The organism is Bacteroides sp. D55t1_190419_B8, from assembly GCF_015558905.1.
Taxonomy (GTDB): domain Bacteria; phylum Bacteroidota; class Bacteroidia; order Bacteroidales; family Bacteroidaceae; genus Bacteroides; species Bacteroides vicugnae.
This window is the reverse complement of the sequence record NZ_JADMOU010000003.1, coordinates 120,551-142,092: the sequence shown is the minus strand read 5'-3', so window position 1 is coordinate 142,092 and position 21,542 is coordinate 120,551. Positions and strand designations below refer to the sequence as shown.

Sequence of the window (21,542 nt, the reverse complement as noted above, 5' to 3'; positions counted from 1 at the left end):
TAATCAAAGAAATAACAATATGATGATATGCAAAAATATAGGCTCTTGCATATAAATATATGGAAGTTTATAAACCTATTTTTTTGACATTCTCTTCAAAATCCTTGGGTTCTGTTGCTTTATTACGGGTGCGCACTCTGTAATTGTATACCGTGTTTACTGAATACCCTAAAATAGTAGAGATTTGCTCATTTTCTGTAATTCCCAGGCGTATTAAGGCAAAAATTCGTAAAGTAGAATTCAATGAAGACTTGTTATCTATTACGAATTGATCTTCAGAATGAAGCAATGCATTAAAACTTTCTACGAATGTAGGAAATAAGGACAGAAAAGTCTGATCAAAATCTGCAAATGTATTTTTTCTGTTATATTCCTGATTCAGATTATGAATCATTGAATAAAGAGAATCGTATTGTTTATTATCCAATTTTTGTTGGCCTACCAGTACAAACTTATCCAGTTGGTTGACAAGTTTGAAAGTTGCATCCAGATAATGTCCTATATATGAATTTTTGATTCTGTTTGCTTCTGCTAATTTTGCATTTAGTTTTTCCTGCAGTTCCCGTGAACGGCGAAGACGTTTCATTTGTATCAGAATGTAGATTATAGAGACAATTAGTATAATTGCAAAAACAGAACTTAGTATGAAACTGTCTTGGAAGGTTTGTCTTTTTACCTTTTCAATATCAAGTTTTTCTCCGACAAAAACAGGTAATAATGTTCCGATTACATTCATTCTATGACGTGTTCCGTAGAAAGTGGCATCTTCAAAAGCTTCATTTATATAATCGGAAGCAAGGTCCACATCATCTTTATAATAATAAAGTATAGTTGCCAATCCTCTTAAAGATACAGATTCATTGATCGCACTGCGAATGTCATTGATGGCTGCTTGTACATAATATTCAATGGCTTCGTCGTTCAGTTCCAACTTATAGTCAATGAATGCCATCGTCGACAGAAGTATAGAAAGTGTTTCCGAATCTGTCGTATCGCATAGATGCAATGCTTGTTGATAGAATTGTTTGGCTTTTTCTACTTTATTCTCTTTGAGAGCAATTTTCCCTTTTACATAATATATAGTAGATGAATCTGTCAAATGTGATAAACTCTTGTATAATAGTTCATTTCCTAGTTTATTATATTTCGCAGAAAATACATCATCCTTTGTATAGTCTGCCAGATCATGATAAACACGGCCGAAGCTGATATAATAATTCGATAGCACGACGTCAGGTAATGCATCTTTTTCAATTTGTATTGAAGATAGAGTGTCGATAGCTTCTTTAAAGAACCCTCCACGTGCTAGGATATAGCCTAATTGAGTTTTGGCACTAATTTTATAACCTGATGAGTTTAGTTCATTGGCTATTTTACACAACTGTGTGGCATAGTGATAAGCAGAATCAAAAGAATATAATTTGAACTCATTGTATAAATTCATATATTCTTTAAATATATCTTCTTCATGCATAGCATTTTCATTGGTATGAAGAAAATGCTTAATGGAATCTACACGTTCTATTTTTTCTTGACGGTACGTTCTTTTTTGCTGCAATACGGGCGATATTCTTTTTTCGATTTCTTTTTTATTTCTTACTTGTTTTCTTTGAGAACATCCCATGTAAAATAGAGAAGTAAGGATAAAAGATATCATTAAAAAAATGAAACCGTATTTCTGTTTAACTTTTTGCATAGATTCTGATGTAAGTATACTGGAGGTTATCTAATATGAGTACTTCCGCAAAAATATATAAAAAAAACATATAAAGGTTGTTTGTGTCTATATTATATATAAAAAAGAGTAGTATATATTCTGTACAGATATGTATAAAACCCTATATTTTTGCCTTAATCTTGTTTGTTAAGTAGTTGATTATTAGTAATTATTCTTTTTGAGAAACCTATATTTTTATTATACGATAAACATACTTCATTTTTATCCAGTTCATAATTTTTAAATTTGCCTCCACTTCAATAAATAGGATGTTAATGACTTGAATTTAAAAATCGTGAGACTATGAAGAATTATAGTAGACTGTTTGTATCGCTTCTGATTATGCTGTCTTTTATTTCCATTTCATCGTTAGCAATAAATGCTAACTCATCTCTAAATTTAAAAGATGGTAACTTTCAGATTGTGGTATCCGGTCACGAAGTTGAACCTGTGAAATTGGCGGTGGCAACTTTATCTAAAGACTTTGAGAAAGTGATGCATTATAAACCGGAGATTTCTCAAAGGGCTGATAATGCAAAAGGGATAGATATTGTAGTTGTTAATGAATCTACGGATGATCTGTTAATTGATAAATTACTGCTTCGCTCTTTAGATGGTTTTGAATCCCATAGAATTTATTGTGATGTGTTGAAGAGACGGATATACATCCATGGAAAAGATATGCGGGGCACTATTTATGCCCTTTATACATTTAGTGAACAGTTTCTTGAAGTGCCGGCATTATGGTATTTCTCGTCTTGGGAACCACAGTATAAGAAACAAGTAATGATTTCTTCAGATTTTGACTATTATCAAAAGTCTCCACAAGTTCGATATCGTGCATGGTTTCCTAATGATACAGATTTATTTGAGCCATGGAGGAAGCTGTCGAAAGAAAATGATGAATTGTGGCTTGAGACTATGTTGAGGCTGAAACTTAATACTGTAGAATTAGAAGCGACAGTAACATACCCTGATTATAAATTGAATAGTCGAGCTGCATTATTGCGTAAATATGGTCTGATATTAACTTCTCATCATCACGTTGCTTGTAACAACAATCTGATGAATTGGGAGGGCTATTGGCGGACAGTGCGTAAAATGGAACCGCCTAAGTTATTATTGTCTGATGAGGAATCGTTGCGTGAGTTCTGGCAGTATAGCATTGAAACTGTGTGCCGTGATAAACAGGAAAATCTTTGGCAGATTTCTTTCCGTGGAATTAATGACCAGCCTTTTTGGGCAGCTTTCTCTGATGCTCCGGAAACGGATAAGGAGCGTGCGGAGGTTATTAACCGTATGATCCGTATTCAACTGGATATGATAAAGGAAGCAACAGGTGAAAAAGATCCTTTTGTTCGTATGACTTTTTATGATGAACTGTCTGATTTATTAGCCAAAGACTATCTTCAGCCACCAACGGGTGAGAACATGCTTTGGACATTTGTGGCCGGGCGGAGAGACCATTATCCTTATGATGATTTGGTTGCCTTTGATACAAAAAAGCAAGTGAAGCTGGGCTATTATATGAATCTTCAGTTTACTTCTACCGGTGCTCATCTGGCTCCGGCCGAAGGTCCGTGGAAAATGGAGTTTAATTATCGATATGTCAATACTCGTGGACCGCTGACTTTCTCTGTTGTCAACGCAGGTAATTTGCGGGAATTTGTAATGGAAATGGCTGCCAATGCTTGTATGATGTGGGATATGCAGCTTTATGATACTGATTCGTTTTTACTGGATTTTTGTACGCAGTACTTTGGAAAGAAACATGCCGCTAAAGTTGCTAAGCTTTATCATGATTATTATTATGCTTATTGGCAGCAGAAGCCTTCTGCATTTCCAAATATGGAACGGCAGTTTATTTTTCAGGATTTAAGATATTCACGTGTATTCGATCAAATAGGAAAACGTTTTCAGGATTTTTCTCCCAATCCTTTGTATGATATAGGATTTGAACGGATACCGGGACGGACGTTTCGTATTGACGGAAATAATCAAGTTGACTCTTTAATTGCAGGAATGGAGAGAGCTGTATTTCGTTTTGGTGAAGTTTCCCGTCGTTGTGAGGATCTTCTGAAACAACTTCCTTGTCAAGATCAACGTTTCTTCAGGGATAATCTGGCAGCTCCGTGTCATTATATGGAAGCCTTAAGCCGTTCATTATATCATTTTGTTCTTGCATATAAAAATACTGATGAACGGGTTGAAAATCTGGATGCTGCAATTAGGCAGTTAGAGGAAGCTCGTGATACGCTCTATGCTACTCAAGAAGGCGTATTTGCTACTTGGTATACTGGGGATTCGTTCAACGGTAAATTCAATATTCCCGCTAAACTAAAGTTATTGTATAAACTACGTAAAGAGATTTAATAACAATTTATATTAATTACCTAATTGGATCTAATTTATGAGAAATGTAGATTTTAGCACGAAAGTATTTCGTCTGCTGATGTTGGTTCTATTGCTCTTTTCGGTACAGATCAGTCATGCCGATGGAGGATGGCCAAAAACAGTCAAGGGACGAATTGTGGATGCGAAAAGTGGTGAGACTCTTATCGGGGTGAATATCCAGATTAAGGGAACTACTACAGGTACGATTTCTGATTTTGATGGAGGGTTTCAGCTGACTGTTAAAGCTAATTCTGTTCTTCAATTTTCGTATGTAGGCTATAAGTCCATTGAAATGAAAGCTGAAGAGGCAGTCAAAAGAACCGTTTTTAAGATGCAGGAAGATGCGAGTGTACTCGAAGAAGTTGTAGTGGTGGGTTATGGTGTTCAGAAAAAAGTGACGAATGTTGGTTCTATCACTCAAGCGGACGGACTGGAATTGATGAAGTCTGGTAGTGTGAACTCTGTTTCGGAAGCTCTTCAAGGAAAGTTGAATGGTGTCATAGCAATCAATTCTTCGGGAAAGCCGGGTGATAATGATGTGACGATGTATATTCGTGGTAAGAGTACATGGGGGAATACGAATCCTTTAGTATTAGTGGATGGCATCGAGCGCGACATGGATGATATTGACATGAATGAAATTGAAACAATTTCTGTTCTGAAAGATGCTTCTGCAACGGCTGTTTATGGTGTGCGTGGTGGTAATGGTGTGATTCTTATTACAACCAAACGTGGTACGGACAATTCGCCGGAAATTAATTTTTCGGCAAATGTGACGTTTAAGAGTCCGACGACAAGTATGCATTTAGCTGATCATGTGACGGCTATGCAAGCGTATAATCGAGGGCTTGCTAATGATGGAAGTTGGGATAAATTGATTCCTCTTTCTACGATTGAAGCTTGGCAGCGTGCTTATGAGGAAGGTAACTATGGTGCTTACAACGATGTATTTCCTTATGTGAATTGGTGGGATGAATTGGTAAGTAGTGGCTATACCCAAAATTATAATGTAAACATACGTGGAGGAACTGGTTATATGAAGTATTTTGCTTCTGTAGGTTATCAGGGAGACGGTGATATCTACAATTTGAAAGAAAACGATGCTTTTGATCCGCGACATACGTACAAACGTTATAATTGGCGCTCTAATTTTGATTTTAATATTACTTCCACCACAAAACTTTCTGTGAATGTTGCCGGTAAAATGGCATATCGTAACAAATCTCTAGATAGCGATAATCCATTTAACCGTATAATGACAGAGTCTACGAGCGATCACCCTGTGAAATATTCTGATGGATATTGGGGAGATGATGAAGAAAAGAATCCGGTTGCTAATATGAATCTGGCCGGTGCAAACTTACGTAAGACTTTTCAAGGCTGGTATGATGCGTCTCTTGAGCAGAAACTGGATTTTATTACTCCCGGATTAAAAATTGGTGCTAAGCTGTCTTATTCTTCTTCCTCTACTACCTCGACTAATGTAACTCGTGGAGGAAGTGCGAATCAGGCGTTAAAGTCTATAATCCGTTATCATCGTGTTTACGACTACGCTAATCCGATTATTAATCAGGATGGTTCGGTTTCGTATCCAATGATTGAGAATACACGTCTTCCTGATGCAGAGTCCGTACCCTTGTCTCCTACTGTTGAATATTATGATAGGTTAGATGGATATACACGTCGTTTCTATTATGAGTTTTCAGTAGCTTATAACCGTACATTCAATGGTCATAATGTCGGGGCACTTGCTTTGTTTAATCGGCAGATTTATGATTCAAAAGATGGTGACAATGTTCGTTTCCCTAGCTATAATGAGGACTGGGTAGGACGTGTGACATATAACTGGAAAGAGCGGTATTTAGGAGAGATGAATGTTTCGTATACGGGTTCGGAAAAGTTTGCTCGCGGACATCGTTTTGGATTGTTTCCTTCATTTTCTTTGGGATGGCGTCTTTCGGAAGAACCGTTTATAAAGAAAAGTAGTGTAAGTAAGATACTGACTAATCTTAAGTTTCGTTATTCATGGGGAAAGGTCGGTTCTGATGCAGGAGCAAGTCGCTGGAATTATATACAGTCATTTACTTCTGGGGGAGTGATAACATTGGGTGATACGCAAACGCATGAATGGGGACCTATTTATAAAGAAGGCTCTATTGCAAACGTGGGCTCGACTTGGGAGAAGTCAACCAAACAAAATTTGGGAATTGAAGTGGGATTCTGGAACAAACTATCCATGACACTGGACTTGTTTGATGAGAAACGAAAGGATATTTTAATGACACCTAACACTACTTCATCAATAGCAGGCGCGACTTTCAATGCTGTGAATATGGGGCGTACTAAGAATCATGGATTTGAAGTAGAGTTGCGCTGGCAAGATAAAATAGGTAAGGATTTTCGTTATAATGTTGGTTTCACTATGGCATCAAGTGAAAACCGGGTTGTGTTCCGTGATGACCCATATCGTTCTCCAGAGCACCTGAAAGGTGCAGGAAAGCCTATTGGACATCAGATTCGCTATTTGGCTATTGGTAATTATGGAACTATTGATGATGTATTTAATTATGCCCAAACAGGTTCTATTAATTCTGTTGCTCCGAGTCAGGTAATTCCAGGTGATTTGGTTTATGTTGATTTCGATGCCAATGGTGTTTTGAATGGTTCTGATAAAGTTGCAGTTTCACAACTTAATTACCCCTTGCACACTTATAGTTTTCAATTAGGATTTGACTGGAAAGGATTAGGGTTTAGTGCCATGTTTTATGCTCCAACAGGTGTCTATAAATTAGTAGATCATGTATATATGGCTTCATTTATCGATGGAAAGATTAATGCACAGCCTGATGTCATGGCTGCATGGACACCGGAAACTGCCAATCAGGGTGGCATTACAACTCCGGCTTTACATTTGATTAATAATGGCAGATTTAATGGAACAGAGAGTACATATCGTTATCGAAATTTCTCTTATCTGCGTTTGAAAAATCTTGAAGTTAGCTATAAATTACCCAAACGTTGGTTGCAAGCTGCGCGTATTTCCAATTTACAGCTTTATGTGAATGGCAATAATTTGTTGACATTTTGGGGAGGAGATAACCGTATTGACCCGGAAGGTAACCAGAAAGGCTATCCTATTCTGCGTTCGATAACCTCCGGTATAAGACTCTCGTTCTGATTCATTTAATAATTGGTAGTATGAAGAATAAATGTATATATATATTGTTGGCGGGATTTTTCTTGCTTTTAAATGTAGGATGCGAAGATTTCCTGGATAAACGTGAAGATGCTGGCGGGCTTGACGAAACTTCTGTTTATGCAAATTATGAATCGATTCGTGGCTTTTTGGATGGTGTATATTCCAAATTAGATAATTACAATTGGTTTGAAAGTGCTGATGGAGGTAGTTATGGCCGTACTTATGTGGGTGTAATGGCCGATGAAATGGCAGCAACATATAATAGTACGGTTTTTGCTAAATTCTTTTCAGGCTCTTGGTTATTGACGGGTAAGAGTGAAAATGTTACTGAGATTGGTAATGGGGATAAAACACCGATAGGAAAGGCATATCCATCTTTACGTATTGTGAATCGTGTGATTGCCAATATTGATAAAGTCCCGTTGACGGAAGAACAAAAAAAAGAGATTCTGGGACAGGCTTATTTTTATCGTGCCTGGTTTTATTTCTCGGTTATAAAACGTTATGGAGGTATGCCTATCATAGATCGCGTTTTTGAGGGTGGAGATGATGATCTTCCCCGTGTCACTTATCATGAAAGTTCGGATTGGATGATTGGGGATATCGATAAAGCGATAGCTATGCTTCCTGATACTTGGGAAAATATGCAGTACGGTCGTCCGACGAAATTGGCAGCCATGGCTTTCAAAGAGATGGCGTTATTGTATGATGCAAGTCCTTTAATGCAAAATGATCTGAATTCAATTGAAGTGAAAACTTATGATCGGGAACGGGCGAAGAAAGCGGCACAGGCTGCTTGGCAGGCTATTAAGTATATGAAAGATAATGAGGGGGTGACCGGAGTGAGGATGGAGACTAAGGAAGAATATACGAATATTTTTTGGTTTCCGGATACGCAGATAAAGCAGCCAGAACATATATGGACGCGCCGTAGCATGAAAAATACAACGGATCGGAGTAAAACGTTACGTGCGTTCTGGCTTTATCCGGAGTTGGCTACAGGCACGGGGGCGGAAGCGTTTGCCATGTCTTGTCCGACGTTGAATGCTGTTAATATGTACGAACGTCAGGGGGATGATGGAATATATTATCCGATTGATGATCCTCGTTCCGGTTATGAGTTTGATCCAGAACATGCTTTCACCAAACGTGACCCTCGTTTTTATAATAATATATTAATTCCTGGTGATAAATGGGGAACTTACCAGAATGGTGCAACCTATTATATTCGTTTATGGGTTGGTTCAAAACCATATAATGACTTTTTGACATCCAAACATTCGAATGGACGTGAAATATCGGGTTTTATGTGCCGTAAATTTCTTTGGGAAGATGCTCATGGGCAGCACTTTCCTAGTGGTAATGATAAATGGTTAAGATACTGTGCGCAAACTGTATTTATTCGGGTTGCTCAGCTTTATCTGGATTTTGCAGAAGCATCGTTTGAAGCGACTGGAAGTGCGACAGCTACAGTAGAGAATTGTGGAATGACGGCAGAAGAAGCTATAAATTTAGTTCGTAATCGTGTAGATGTGACGGATTTGCCTTCGGATATAGTGAATGATCCGGAGAAGTTCCGTGAAGCGTATCGTCGTGAACGTGGGGTAGAGCTTATGTTCGAGCATCACCGTTGGTGGGATGTGCGTCGTTGGATGATTATGCATGATTTATTTAAAACAGCATATCCTCTTCAAGGAGTTAAGTTTCATCCTGTTGGTTCGTATGGTGATAAAACAAGACCGGAAAGTTTCACTTATGAGAAATTTGACATGACTAAAGAAGTTCGGGGATTCTCGAATATGCGTAATTACTGGTATCCGTTGCCACAGCATGATGTGGATGCGCTTCGCAATTTGCAACAGAATCCGGGTTGGTAATGAAAATACTTAATTTTAGATGTTTATGAGAAACAGATATCGTATATTTTTCATGGGATTGTTTGCGTCGGCTTTTTTGATAGGAGGTACAATGGACGTGGAAGCCCAGAACAAGAATAAGAAGAAAATTCCGGTAATTGAGGTAAAAGCTCGAGTAACCGATGTAAACGGTCAGCCGTTGCGTGATGTTATGGTATTAAGTGGGGGTGGAGCAATAACTAATTATACAGATGTGAATGGTTGTTTCTCCCTTAAAACAAAGGCAAATGGCACCATTCTGATTGAGACTCCTGGGTATAAGGATGCAGTGATTAATTTACAGGAGGGGGGATGTCCCAGTGAAATCAAACTTGAGCTTGAAGGATTGTACTCAACAGAACGTGATATTTATGAACGTGGTGATGGTGCTAAAACATATCAGTCTGATTTAACGGCTGCTATTGGTCATGTGAATATTGAACATTTGAAAACAATGCCTGAATTACAACTATCCAATACTTTGCAAGGACAGGCGGCTGGTCTGATTGCTATTGCAGGGACGGGCGGAATTGGCTATGATAATTCGACACTTTATATTCGCGGGCATCACAACAATGGTACGAATAATGCTATTGTAATTGTTGATGGGATTGAACGTCCGATTGATGATATTCTTCCGGAGGAAATAGAATCAATTGAGATTTTGAAAGATGCTCCGGCTAAAATTCTGTATGGAGCGCAGGCCACTAATGGAGTGGTGCTGGTGCGCACTAAACGTGGAGAAGCACATAAGCGTATTATTCGGCTTGGATTAGAATATGGTGTGCAACCTACAACACGTTTACCTAAGTATCTCGATTCTTATAATTATGCCACATTGTTTAATGAGGCACGTGAAAATGACGGTATGTCTCCATTTTATACGGATAAAGATTTAGAAGGTTACCGTCATTCATCAGGAGTAAATGACCTGCTTTATCCTAATGTAGATTATTATAAAGAGTTTCTTCGTGATCAGAATACTTTCCGGAAAGCCACTCTTGAACTGAATGGTGGAAATAAAAATGCTACTTATGCTGTGACTGTAGGCTATACAGGAAGTTCTGGTTTGGAAAAAGTGGGAGACCGTTCTGACTTGAATAGAATAAACGCTCGTGGTAATCTGGATATTCGTATTACAGATTTTCTTTCGGTTGCAGCAGATGTTGCGGCACGTATTGAAAAGAAGGACTGGGGAGCAAAGGATGGTGAAGGACTATTTGGAGAGATATCTACCCTTCGTTCCAATGAATATCCATTTATAATCTCTCCGGAGGCGATCAACGGGCATGATGGTATTGCTGTAGATGGAAGTTCTTTGATTTTTGGAGCAAGCTCTCGTAAATCAAGCAATCTTTATTCAGATATGGCATATGGGGGGAATACATCAGAAAGATATGTAAACAGTCAGACGAATCTGGGATTAAAATTTGATTTGAATGAGTTTGTAGAAGGATTGACTGCCGATGCTTATATGACTTTTGATAATTACAGTTATTTACGTCAGGAATTACGTAATGCATACCCAACTTATTCTATTGATCGTTATTTGGATGCTAATGGTGATGAAGTTCTTCGTTTTACGGAGCGAAAAAGACTGAATTTGCCTAAGAAGCAATCGATTGTAGCAAATAATACATATCGCTATTTCGGATGGCGGGCGAATGTGGGGTATGAAAATAGATTCGGACTTCATAGAGTCTCTGCCAATGCTGCTTTTCGTTATACTCAAGAAGAAGCCACAGGCAGTTCACAGGACTCGAAAGATGCTAATTTTACATTCCGGGCTAATTATAATTATGACAAACGGTATATGCTTGAAGGTACACTTTCTGCAATGGGAAGTAATAAGTTTGAGAAAGGTAGCCAATACTTCTTTGCCCGGGCAATTGGCGCAGCGTGGGTACTTTCTAATGAATCGTTCTTGAAAAATATGAAAAAAGTAGACTTTTTGAAGTTAAAGGCTAGTTACGGTCATCTTGGTTATGCTGGTAATACCGGTTTCTTCCTTTATAGAACAAATTGGAAAAAAGGAGATAAGGAAGAGTTCAGACCGACTATTGGGGGGAATACTACCGATCTTTCTCGTTGGGGTAATCCCGATTTGGAGTGGGAGTATTCTAATGAGCTGAACGTGGGTGCAGAAGGGCTTTTCTTGCATAACCGCCTTTCTACTGAAATTAACTATTTCCGTGAGTTGCGTAAGAATATTATAGGTGTAAATAATGCTAAGTATGCAGCAACAGGAGGTGATTTTATTCCGTACGAGAACATTGGGGAAGTCATGAATCAGGGATTTGATGCTTATGTAAGTTGGAATGATAAAATAGGAAAGGATTTTACTTATAATGTGGGATTCAATATTACTTATACGAAAAATAAATTGCGTAAAAGTAATGAACTAAGTAATATGGAAGAGTATCGTAAGGCAATAGGACGTCCGACCAGCACGATCTTTGGATGGCAGGCACAAGGACTTTTTGGTAAAGATGTTCCTCTTGCAGGTCATGCTAATCAGACTTTTGGCAATTATCAGGTCGGTGACATTGCTTATGCGGATTTGAATGGTGATGGAACTGTCGATAATAATGACCAAAAAAGTATTGGGCAGAGTTTTCCTACTACAACAATGGGGATTGATGTTACTTTAAATTATAAAGGATTTGGTCTTTATATTTTAGGTACTGTCACCACAGGTATTACTAAGTTATGCACGAGTTCTTATTACTGGAACTCTGGTCTTAACGGATATTCTGTACTTGCATTTGACCGTTATCACCCAGTGAACAATCCAGAGGGGACTCAACCCCGCTTGACAACAATGGCAGCCGATAACAATCAACGTAACTCTACATTCTGGGCGGAGAATGGTTCGTTTTTCCGTCTTAAGAATATTGAGTTGAGTTATACTTTGGTGAATAAATCAGGAAAAGGTATCGGCAAGAACTATAAGTTTTTTGTTCGTGGAACTAATCTTTTTGTTCTTTCAGGCATTAAAGATCTTGATCCGGAAAGGATACTCTCTGGTGTGACTAATTATCCTACCTACCGTACTGTTACGGGTGGATTATCAATCTCTTTCTAAACTTATTATGATTATGAAATTAATAAAATATACATTTATCACGGTTTTGTTGGCAGGCACTGTATGTTCATGTAGCGATATGCTTGATACTAAACTGACAAACGAGTGGTCGGAAGATGATACTTGGACAAATGCGGAAAAAGCTCAAGGTGTTTTACTCTCAGTCTATCAGGATGTCATGATTTCTCCTGATGCGTGGGATGGTAATTTTCTTGATGCGGCTACAGATAATGCTTTGACTCGTAATACAGGTTCAAGTGTTTATCGCGCTGGACAAGGTGCTTTTAGTTTTTCTACAAATCCATTGGGTATTTGGAGTAAATGTTATAATCAGTTCCAGCAAATTCATATTTTCCTGGATAAGGGATTGACAAATGATGTTTGTTATAGTATGACAAGCGAGGACAATGACAGGAAAATCAAACAGCGCCTTAAAGGAGAAGCTATTTTCTTGCGTGCTTGGACTGGTTTTCAGTTATTACAGATGTATGGGGGAAAAACAGATGATGGTTCAGTACTTGGTTATCCCATTGTAACTCATTTTGTTACTCCGGAAGAGTCTTCACATCCGGAGAACTTTGTACGTAATACTTATGAAGAATGTGTAAAACAAATAGCGGAAGATTGTGAAACAGCTATGTCCTTGCTGCCATTGACTTATTCGGGGAGTGATGCAATTTTGGGTGAGAATCTTTTTGGTAGAGCATCTGGTCTAGCAGCCGCTGCACTAAAAGTTCGTGTTTTACTATATGCTGCAAGTCCGGCATATCAGCCTGACAATATTGTTAGGTTAAATGGTATGGGGGATTATACTATTGTAGATCAAACTGCTTATCAGGCAAAATGGGAACGGGCGGCAACCTATGCATATGAAGTACTCCAAATGTCCGGAATGACAACTTATGCTGCTCTAAAACCGAAAGAACTGTATGATGGTGGAGACGCACAATCTACTGAGTTCCTTTTTCGTACATTTGTAGGCAAGGGACATGCTATTGAAGGTCGTCACTATCCTCCTTTCTATTATGGAAATGCGCAGACAGTTCCTTCTCATAATCTTGCTGCGGCATTTCCTGCAAAAAATGGGTTTCCGATTGATGATCCTCGTGCCGGATATGATAAAGAGAATCCTTACTCCTGTATACGTGACAATCGTTTTGATGTGAATCTCTACTATCAAGGGCGGAAGTTTGGAGCAAACGACTCTAACATAGATGTCGCATATGGAGGAAAAGATTCTGATTATTTGAATGAAAAGGCAAGTCGCTCTGGGTATTATCTTGCAAAGTTCATTAATACAGATCTTGCAAATTTCATTAAGCCTCTTGATCAACAGGAGTCTCGTCACTATAACCCGATGTTGCGTAAAGCTGAAGTTTGGTATAACTTTGCAGAAGCTGCAAATGAAGCATGGGGGCCAAAAGTTGTAGGTCCGGATTGTACGATGTCTGCATATGATGTTATTCGTACGATCCGTGAAAAATCAGGAGGAATAACTGATGTTACCTATCTGGATGAGATGGCGGTTTCTCAAGAAAGTTTTGCAAAATTGATTCAGAATGAACGTCGTATAGAGTTTGCTTTTGAAAATCAACGCTTTTGGGATTTACGTCGTAGACTTTTGCCACTCGATGAGACCATTTTAGGTATGAAAGTTACTCGGAAAGTAGATGGTACTGAAGTCTTTGAGGTTGTGCCAATAGAAGAACGCCCGCTTGATAATATGCGTTATTATTATCTCCCGTTGCCTTACGACGAGATACTGAAGAACTCAAATCTTATGAATAATAGAGGGTGGGGAAAGTAGTAATTTATAAAAACAGGATATTATGAAAGCTATAAATACATTATTATTTATTATTGCGTTATTAGGATTTACTTCGTGTTATGATGATTATGTGAGCGATTATGAAAATCCTAATATGGGATTTGCTGTTAGTAAACCAATGCGTACAGTTATTTCGGAGCGTGATATGCCGATATACATAGGGGTATCAATTGGGGGTAAAAGAGAAGTGGATATGTCGGATTGGGCTCGATTTGTAATTGATCCGACATTGGTAGAAGGCACTGGTAAGGAACTGCTTCCAAGTGATTATTATACTCTCTCAGACCCGGAATATTTCCGGGTACGCAAGTCTAATCTTCCAGTGGCTGATGTTCGCATTGATTTTACGGAAGCATTCTATAATGATCCGCTTAGTCTGAAAGATCACTATGTCTTACCGTTTCGTATGACTGAAAACTCTTTGGGAGCTTTGCGTGAAGGTGCTGAAACAACTGTTGCCATCATTAAATATATCAGTACTTATGCTGGAACGTATTATCGTATGGGGACTGTTACGGAGGTTGATGCGTCAGGAACCGCTTTGGGCAGTCCGGTAAATTATGGAAATACACATGACATTATCAATTGTAGTACTGTTGGTTTTAAAAGTACTGCTCCACGTACTGTTGTGTGTCCGGGAGTCGGTAATGAAAAAGAAAATGTCGGTAGTGTGACTTTGATAATGGATGTTGATAAGAACGTTGTAGTGACAGGTGTGGAAGGTAAGGCCGCTATAAGTGATGCGTCAGGAAGCTATAAAACTGAAGGTGATTATGATTATGTGGCTAATGTTGGTACGCGTGCTCCTCAGTTTGATCTGGAATATACTTATGTAAAGGACGGAAAATATTATCATGTTGCTGAAAAGTTAGTGTTACGTCAGGATCCATTATATGATCTACGTGTTGAAACTTGGTAATTAATAGTATTATAAAAAAATAAAGAAATGAAGATATATATTCCTATTATTTTATCTATCTTGTCTATCTTTTCTGCCTGTGATTCAGAAGCTGGATGGCAGAATCTGGAGGTGATAGAAACTGTAAAAATAGATCCTGTGATTGATTGGACGGCTGTTGCTGATAGCTGTACGTTTGTTCTGGTAGAGCAATTTATGAACAAAGAAAAAGGAACGTTTTGGAAGTCACCGAAGAATGTAAGTGGAGGGTCTTATAATATTTATTGGCAACAAGCTCATGCTATGGATGTTATTGTATATGCTTATGAACGGATTAAGAATAAGAATCCCGAATTGGCCGATACTTATGAGAATTATTTCAGGCTTTGGCTTAAAAATAAGGCTAATAATTATAATCATGATAAAAATGATGAGACTGGATTTTTGAATTCTTTTACAGATGATATGTGTTGGATTTGTCTGACATTAATTCATATGTCGGAGGCTACTGGCGATGATATATACATTAATATGGCTAAAACAGTTTACGATACGCATATTATTACTCGGGCAAGAACGGATGCTAAAGGAACCGGATTGCCATGGAAAAGCAATGATGAAAGCAGGAATGCATGTACCAATTCTCCGGGTTGTTTGATTGCAGCTAAATTGTATAAAAAATATGGTACAGAAAATTATCTGAATGATGCGAAAATGTTATATGATTATATTGTGAAAAATTTGCTAAAAGGTGATGGTAGGGTAGAGGAACCACCCTTAACTTATACGCAGGGAACTTTTGGTGAAGCGTGTCGACAGTTGTACCATATAACGCAGGAACGGCAGTACATGAGGAAAGCAGAGGAGGTGATAAACTATACGATGACCAGTGATCGATGTCTCCAGAATTGGATATTGCGTGATGAAGGTACCTCTATGGATGGTAGCATTTTTAAGGCCGTCTTTATTCCTTATGCTGTAAATCTGGCTTTAGATGAGAAGGCTTCCGACTATGTTAAAAAACGTATTATTCTCTTTTTGCAGGATAATGCAACTGTATTATGGAATAATTTGGACAGAAGCTTATATCCGGAAATGTATTGCAATTATTATTGGGGAAAGGTGTTTCCATCCGGTGATATTGCTTCTATGGGAGCTCAGACAAGCGGTGCATCTTTGATGGAGGGAGTTGCCCGGATGTTGGCGAATTTAGCAGAATAATAGTATATTTGTAACATATTTGTAAATTTGAAAAGGCATGAATAACCATTTTACTCACGTTAGTATTGTCCTATTCTTCTTATGTCTTATAGGAAGTGTTTGTGGATATGCACAGACTTCAGCTACTACTGATACGGGATATCAACTTTGGTTGAATTATAAACCGGTTCTGGATACTAGGCTGAAAAGAACTTATGTTCAGTATTACAGCCAAATTCGTTTGTCCGGCAGTCGATATGATGAAGTGATAGCTGACGAACTGAAACGCAGTTTGAAGGCCATGTTGACAATCACGCCAGAATTCGTTCATAATGAGAAAAAAGGCATTCAAATGAGTTTTTGTGCAGATAAAAGCTTGGGGCAGGAGGGATACATTATTCGCAGTGGTAAAAAGGGAATAACACTCCAGGCTTATTCCGATGCGGGATTTCTTTATGGTACGTTCCATTTGATTCGTTTGATACAATGTGAATATTCACTTGAACACTTGAATATCAGAGAAACTCCCGCATTGGACTCCCGTCAACTGAATCACTGGGATGATCTGGGAACTATAGAACGGGGATATGCTGGAAGATCATTATGGAAATGGAATGACTTACCCGGGAAAATAGATCCGAGGTACACCGACTACGCCCGTGCTAACGCATCTATTGGAATAAATGGAGTGATTTTGAATAATGTCAATGCCGATCCTCGCTTTTTACGCCGTGATTATTTAGAAAAAATTGCAGTTCTGGCTCAAATTTTCCGTAAATATAATATACGTGTGTATCTTGCAGCCAATTTCGGAGCTCCCATGAAACCATCTGCAACACCGGATGTCATGAGGCAATGGGGAGGAGTAGGAAATTTGAATACGGCTGATCCTCGAAATCCTGAGGTACAGAAGTGGTGGAAAACAAAAGCTGATGAAATTTATTCATTGATTCCTGACTTCGGTGGATTTGTAGTAAAAGCAAATTCAGAAGGAATGCCGGGACCGCAGGATTATGGATGTACGCATGCAGATGGGGCTAATATGCTGGCACGTGCTTTGAAACCTCATGGGGGGATTGTAATGTGGCGGACATTTGTATATAATCCGGAAATAGATAAAGATCGGATAAAGCGTTCTTATAAGGAATTTCTACCGCTGGATGGAATGTTTGATGATAACGTAATTTTGCAAACTAAAAACGGAGCATTGGATTTTCAACCGAGTGAGCCTGCACAACCTCTTTTTGGAAGTATGACACGAACCCCTTTAATGGCAGAGCTTCAGATTACTCAGGAGTATCTCGGTCATTCTACTTATCTGGTGTATTTGCTGCCAATGTGGAGAGAGTTTTTAGATTTTGACACACATTGTAAAGGTGCTGGAAGTACCATTGCCAAAATTCTGACAGGTGAGGTAATCCCTCAGTCATATCGTGCTATAGCAGGAGTGGCCAATACCGGTGATTCTCACAATTGGACAGGACACCATTTTGCGCAAGCTAATTGGTTTGCTTTCGGACGTTTGGCTTGGAATCCGAAACTGGAGACCCATAAGATTACATCCGAGTGGATAAAATCGACATGGAACTGCGACAAACAAACTTTGAAAGTTGTGGAACAAATGATGATGCCAACATGGAAAAGTTTTGTTTGTAGTCATGCTCCTTATAGTATTGGATTTACGGTACAGGTTAAAGGGCATTATCTGGCTGGTTTTGAGATACGAGCCAATAAAGAATGGAAGATAGATAATGAAAGTATTGGTAATGATCGGACGATTACTGGCTCTGATTATGTATCACAGTATTTTGAACCGAATCGTTCACTTTTTAATGATATCAATCAATGCCCTGAATTGTATTTACTTTGTTTTCACAGAACTCCTTGGAATCATAAAATGAAATCCGGCCTGACGCTTCGTGAGGAACTTATTGCCAATTTGAAACAGGGAATAGAACAAGTTGACAGAAATATTGAACTTTGGAAATCACTTCGTGGTAAAATTGATGAGCGACGCTTTGGTGAAGTGATGGAAAGCCTCGCTACAGAAAAAAAGGATACACAAGCCTTTTATGATTCTGCTATCCATTTTTTCAATCTTTATAAATAAGAGAAGAGCTTTTCTAACTTTTTTATATGAAAATGGCTGTTTTTTATTCTTTATTGAACAGCTATTTTCATAATTTGCCAAATAAACTGTCGAACTTTGGATGTGATCTTTTAATAGCTAATTGGCTGAAATTACTCACTTATAGATGATACTTCTGCTATTTGTACGGCTATTGGTGCGGATATACCTTTGGGAGTGCAGGTAAGTGTGATTAATAATTTTTATAATAAAAAGAAATAGAATTAAATAACTAGAAATATTGTATCAATGAAAGTCTTTTCGCTATTAATATTACTGATGATGGCATCTGTTCTGCAATCGCAAGTCGTTGTGAATGAGAATATAAAACATAGTAAAAATGTTTTTCCGTTAGTTACTTCTAATGTGGAGGCGACTGTGTGTTATGATGCTAATGATTATCTGGTTGTAAAGAAGGCCACTGAATTGTTTGTATCAGACATTGAGAATGTTACGGGTCAAAGACTGAAATTGACAAATGAATGTAAGAAGGGAAGAGCAGTGGTCATTGTTGGCACTATTGAGAAGAATCGGGCAATTCGTCAGTTAGCTTCCAAAGGGAAAATAAATATAGCTCCTTTGGAAAGAGCTTGGGAACGGTATTTGATTCAAATGGTTGATCGTCCTTTTCCGGGTGTGAGTAAGGCTTTGGTGGTAGCAGGAAGTGATAGACGAGGAGCCGCTTACGGTTTATTCTCTCTTTCGGAAATGGCAGGTGTATCTCCATGGTACTGGTGGGCGGATGTCCCTGTGAAGAAACATAAAACACTTTATGTAGATGCTCCTGCTACTTTATCTAAGACTCCTTCTGTGAAATATAGGGGGATTTTCTTGAATGATGAGGACTGGGGATTAAAACCTTGGGCTGCTAAGACTTTTGAAAAGGAACGTGGGAATATCGGTCCCCGTACTTATGCCAAAATATGCGAATTGTTGTTACGCCTGAAAGCAAATCATTTGGCCCCTGCTATGCATCCGGTGTCAACTGCATTTTATAAGATACCTGAAAATAAGTTAGTGGCAGATACTTTTGCCATTGTGATGGGCTCTAGTCATTGCGAACCATTATTGTTGAATACTGCTAGTGAATGGAATTCTAAAACTATGGGTCCTTGGGACTATGGAAAAAATAAAGATAAAATTAATGAGGTTTTAGGAAGCCGTGTGGAAGAGATTTGTGCTTATGAGAATGTATATACACTGGCATTGCGGGGACTTCACGATGCAGCTATGGGAGGCGGAGATGTATCGATGAAAGAGAAGGTGAAATTGCTGGAGAGTGCATTGAAAGACCAACGTGATATTATAGCCAGGCATACTGATAAACCAATTGAAACAATTCCGCAAGCATTTACTCCTTATAAAGAGGTATTGGAAATTTATTCAAATGGTTTGGAACTACCGGATGATGTTACAATTATTTGGCCGGATGATAATTTTGGGTATATGAAGCGATTGAGTGGTCCGCAGGAGCAAAAGCGTTCCGGACGATCAGGAGTTTATTATCACTTATCTTATTTGGGAGTTCCTCATAGTTATTTGTGGTACAGTACTACTCCTCCAGCTTTAATGTATGAAGAACTTCGTAAAGCTTATGATACTACTGCGGATCGTATTTGGCTGGCTAATTGTGGAGATTTGAAAGGAGCGGAAATGCAGGTTTCTCTATTCCTTGATATGGCTTATAATATTGAACAGTTTAATACCAATAATGTGGTCACTTATCCAGCACATTGGTTGGCTGAGATGTTTGGAGAACAATATTATAATGTTTTTGAGGATATTACAACTTCACATATTAATCTTGCTTTTTCCAGAAAACCGGAATATATGGGGTGGGGGTATTGGAATAATTATTGGGGTGGAGGAGAAAAACGTACGGATACTGAATTCTCTTTCGCTAATTATAATGAGGCGGAAAGACGTCTGAGTGAATATCGTCGTATTGGGAAAGAAGCGGAAAATGTTTTTCTTTCATTGACGGAAGAAGCTAAACCGGCATTGTATCAGCTATTGTATTATCCGGTAAAGGGTGCCGAACTGATGAATCACATGACTATAAAAGGGCAATTTTATCGCCAGTATGTCCGTCAGCAACGTGCAGCTGCCAGTCAACTGAAAGCACAGGTGAAAAATTATCATGATAGCTTGAAACTTATTACCGATAGCTATAATTCGTTGTTGAATGGGAAATGGAAATATATGATGTCTCTGAAACAGAACTATGATGGTACAAGTTCTTATTTCATGGTTCCGTTGATGGAGGAGAACTATGTTCCTATGGGAAGTCCTAAACTTGCAGTCCAAGCGGAAGGTGAGGCATTGGACAAAGGTGGATTAAATTTTCATAGTTTGCCTGCTTTCAGCACTTACTCTCGCAAGGAACATTGGATTGATATTTATAATCAGGGGACAGGAGAAATCGTATGGAATGCACAATCTTCAGCTGATTGGATAATACTCTCGCAAGAAGCTGGAAAAACTTCGTTGGAAAATCGAATAGTTGTTTCTATCGATTGGACTAAAGTTCCTGTGGGAGAGAGGATAAGAGGAGATATTGAAATTGTATCTGGAGGTCAGAAAGAATGTGTGCTGGTTTCTGTTTTTAATCCGGTTTCTCCTATACGTGATGAGGTACAAGGATTATATGTCGAAGAGAATGGATATATTTCTATCCCGGCTGTTGATTTTCATCGCAAGTTTGAGAATAGGGATATCAAAATGACTGTTCTCCCTGGACTCGGTTTTGAAGAAAGTTCTCTACAAATGGGAACTCCTATGGCGCCTTTACAGATGTATCGTGCGGGTGATGTACCTAGAGTAGAATATGATTTTTATACGTTTAATGCTGGAATTTATGATGTGTATACGTATGTTCTACCCACATTCCCGTTACACGCGGAACGAGACTATAAATTGCCGGAACATACTAATTCAGATACAAAGTATAGTGTCCGTATAGATGATGGATCTATTTCTACTCCTTCGACTTCCGCTATTGAGTATTCTCAAATTTGGTATGATAGCGTACTAAAGAACTGCAGAGTGAATAAATCTACTTTGTATGTGAAGAAACCTGGTAAACATACTATACAGATACGTTGTGGTGATCCCGGAATCGTTATTCAAAAAATAGTCATTGATATGGGAGGATTAAAACGTTCATATCTTGGACCTGAAAGTACAAAATGTAACTAG

The 21,542-nt window shown here is 38.4% G+C and carries 10 protein-coding genes; 9 read left to right on the top strand and 1 reads right to left on the bottom strand.

The genetic code is table 11. The features are described 5' to 3' along the window. Positions 1 to 67 precede the first annotated feature (67 nt). Positions 68 to 1,696: a DUF6377 domain-containing protein gene (locus I2I13_RS04105; RefSeq protein ID WP_195648877.1), complete on the bottom strand. Its 1,629-nt coding sequence runs from the start codon at positions 1,694 to 1,696 to the stop codon at positions 68 to 70. Positions 1,697 to 2,020: 324 nt separating this feature from the next. On the opposite strand from I2I13_RS04105, the gene I2I13_RS04100 reads away from it, so the two are divergent. From I2I13_RS04100 to I2I13_RS04060, 9 genes are all read left to right on the top strand, one after another. Continuing rightward, positions 2,021 to 4,090 carry a glycosyl hydrolase 115 family protein gene (locus tag I2I13_RS04100; RefSeq protein WP_195648876.1) on the top strand — a complete coding sequence of 690 codons (2,070 nt, stop codon included), beginning with the start codon at positions 2,021 to 2,023 and terminating at the stop codon, positions 4,088 to 4,090. Positions 4,091 to 4,127: 37 nt separating this feature from the next. Continuing rightward, positions 4,128 to 7,289: a TonB-dependent receptor gene (locus tag I2I13_RS04095; protein WP_195648875.1), complete on the top strand. Its 3,162-nt coding sequence runs from the start codon at positions 4,128 to 4,130 to the stop codon at positions 7,287 to 7,289. A 20-nt stretch (positions 7,290 to 7,309) separates the two neighbouring features. After that, positions 7,310 to 9,187, top strand: coding sequence for a RagB/SusD family nutrient uptake outer membrane protein (locus tag I2I13_RS04090; RefSeq protein WP_195648874.1), 1,878 nt, complete (start codon positions 7,310 to 7,312; stop codon positions 9,185 to 9,187). 25 nt (positions 9,188 to 9,212) lie between these two features. Then, on the top strand, positions 9,213 to 12,290 hold the full coding sequence (locus I2I13_RS04085) for a SusC/RagA family TonB-linked outer membrane protein (protein WP_229128558.1): 3,078 nt from the start codon (positions 9,213 to 9,215) through the stop codon (positions 12,288 to 12,290). A 13-nt stretch (positions 12,291 to 12,303) separates the two neighbouring features. Further along, a complete protein-coding gene (locus tag I2I13_RS04080) occupies positions 12,304 to 14,097 on the top strand; it encodes a RagB/SusD family nutrient uptake outer membrane protein (protein WP_195648873.1) in 1,794 nt (597 codons plus the stop codon). 22 nt (positions 14,098 to 14,119) lie between these two features. Then, positions 14,120 to 15,037, top strand: coding sequence for a DUF1735 domain-containing protein (locus I2I13_RS04075; RefSeq protein ID WP_195648872.1), 918 nt, complete (start codon positions 14,120 to 14,122; stop codon positions 15,035 to 15,037). 27 nt (positions 15,038 to 15,064) lie between these two features. Beyond that, the gene (locus I2I13_RS04070; protein ID WP_195648871.1) at positions 15,065 to 16,237 is read left to right on the top strand and encodes a glycoside hydrolase family 76 protein; all 1,173 of its coding nucleotides are present in this window, start codon (positions 15,065 to 15,067) and stop codon (positions 16,235 to 16,237) included. Positions 16,238 to 16,274: 37 nt separating this feature from the next. After that, positions 16,275 to 18,326 carry an alpha-glucuronidase family glycosyl hydrolase gene (locus tag I2I13_RS04065; protein WP_195648870.1) on the top strand — a complete coding sequence of 684 codons (2,052 nt, stop codon included), beginning with the start codon at positions 16,275 to 16,277 and terminating at the stop codon, positions 18,324 to 18,326. Between the two features lie 267 nt (positions 18,327 to 18,593). Further along, positions 18,594 to 21,542, top strand: a complete 2,949-nt coding sequence (locus tag I2I13_RS04060; RefSeq protein WP_195648869.1) for a glycosyl hydrolase 115 family protein — start codon at positions 18,594 to 18,596, stop codon at positions 21,540 to 21,542.

What these genes read in the sequence shown, in the direction of transcription:
- I2I13_RS04105 (WP_195648877.1), bottom strand. Translation starts at nt 1,696, where the DNA reads ATGCAAAAAGTTAAACAGAAATACGGTTTCATTTTTTTAATGATATCT.
- I2I13_RS04100 (WP_195648876.1), top strand. Translation starts at nt 2,021, where the DNA reads ATGAAGAATTATAGTAGACTGTTTGTATCGCTTCTGATTATGCTGTCT.
- I2I13_RS04095 (WP_195648875.1), top strand. Translation starts at nt 4,128, where the DNA reads ATGAGAAATGTAGATTTTAGCACGAAAGTATTTCGTCTGCTGATGTTG.
- I2I13_RS04090 (WP_195648874.1), top strand. Translation starts at nt 7,310, where the DNA reads ATGAAGAATAAATGTATATATATATTGTTGGCGGGATTTTTCTTGCTT.
- I2I13_RS04085 (WP_229128558.1), top strand. Translation starts at nt 9,213, where the DNA reads ATGAGAAACAGATATCGTATATTTTTCATGGGATTGTTTGCGTCGGCT.
- I2I13_RS04080 (WP_195648873.1), top strand. Translation starts at nt 12,304, where the DNA reads ATGAAATTAATAAAATATACATTTATCACGGTTTTGTTGGCAGGCACT.
- I2I13_RS04075 (WP_195648872.1), top strand. Translation starts at nt 14,120, where the DNA reads ATGAAAGCTATAAATACATTATTATTTATTATTGCGTTATTAGGATTT.
- I2I13_RS04070 (WP_195648871.1), top strand. Translation starts at nt 15,065, where the DNA reads ATGAAGATATATATTCCTATTATTTTATCTATCTTGTCTATCTTTTCT.
- I2I13_RS04065 (WP_195648870.1), top strand. Translation starts at nt 16,275, where the DNA reads ATGAATAACCATTTTACTCACGTTAGTATTGTCCTATTCTTCTTATGT.
- I2I13_RS04060 (WP_195648869.1), top strand. Translation starts at nt 18,594, where the DNA reads ATGAAAGTCTTTTCGCTATTAATATTACTGATGATGGCATCTGTTCTG.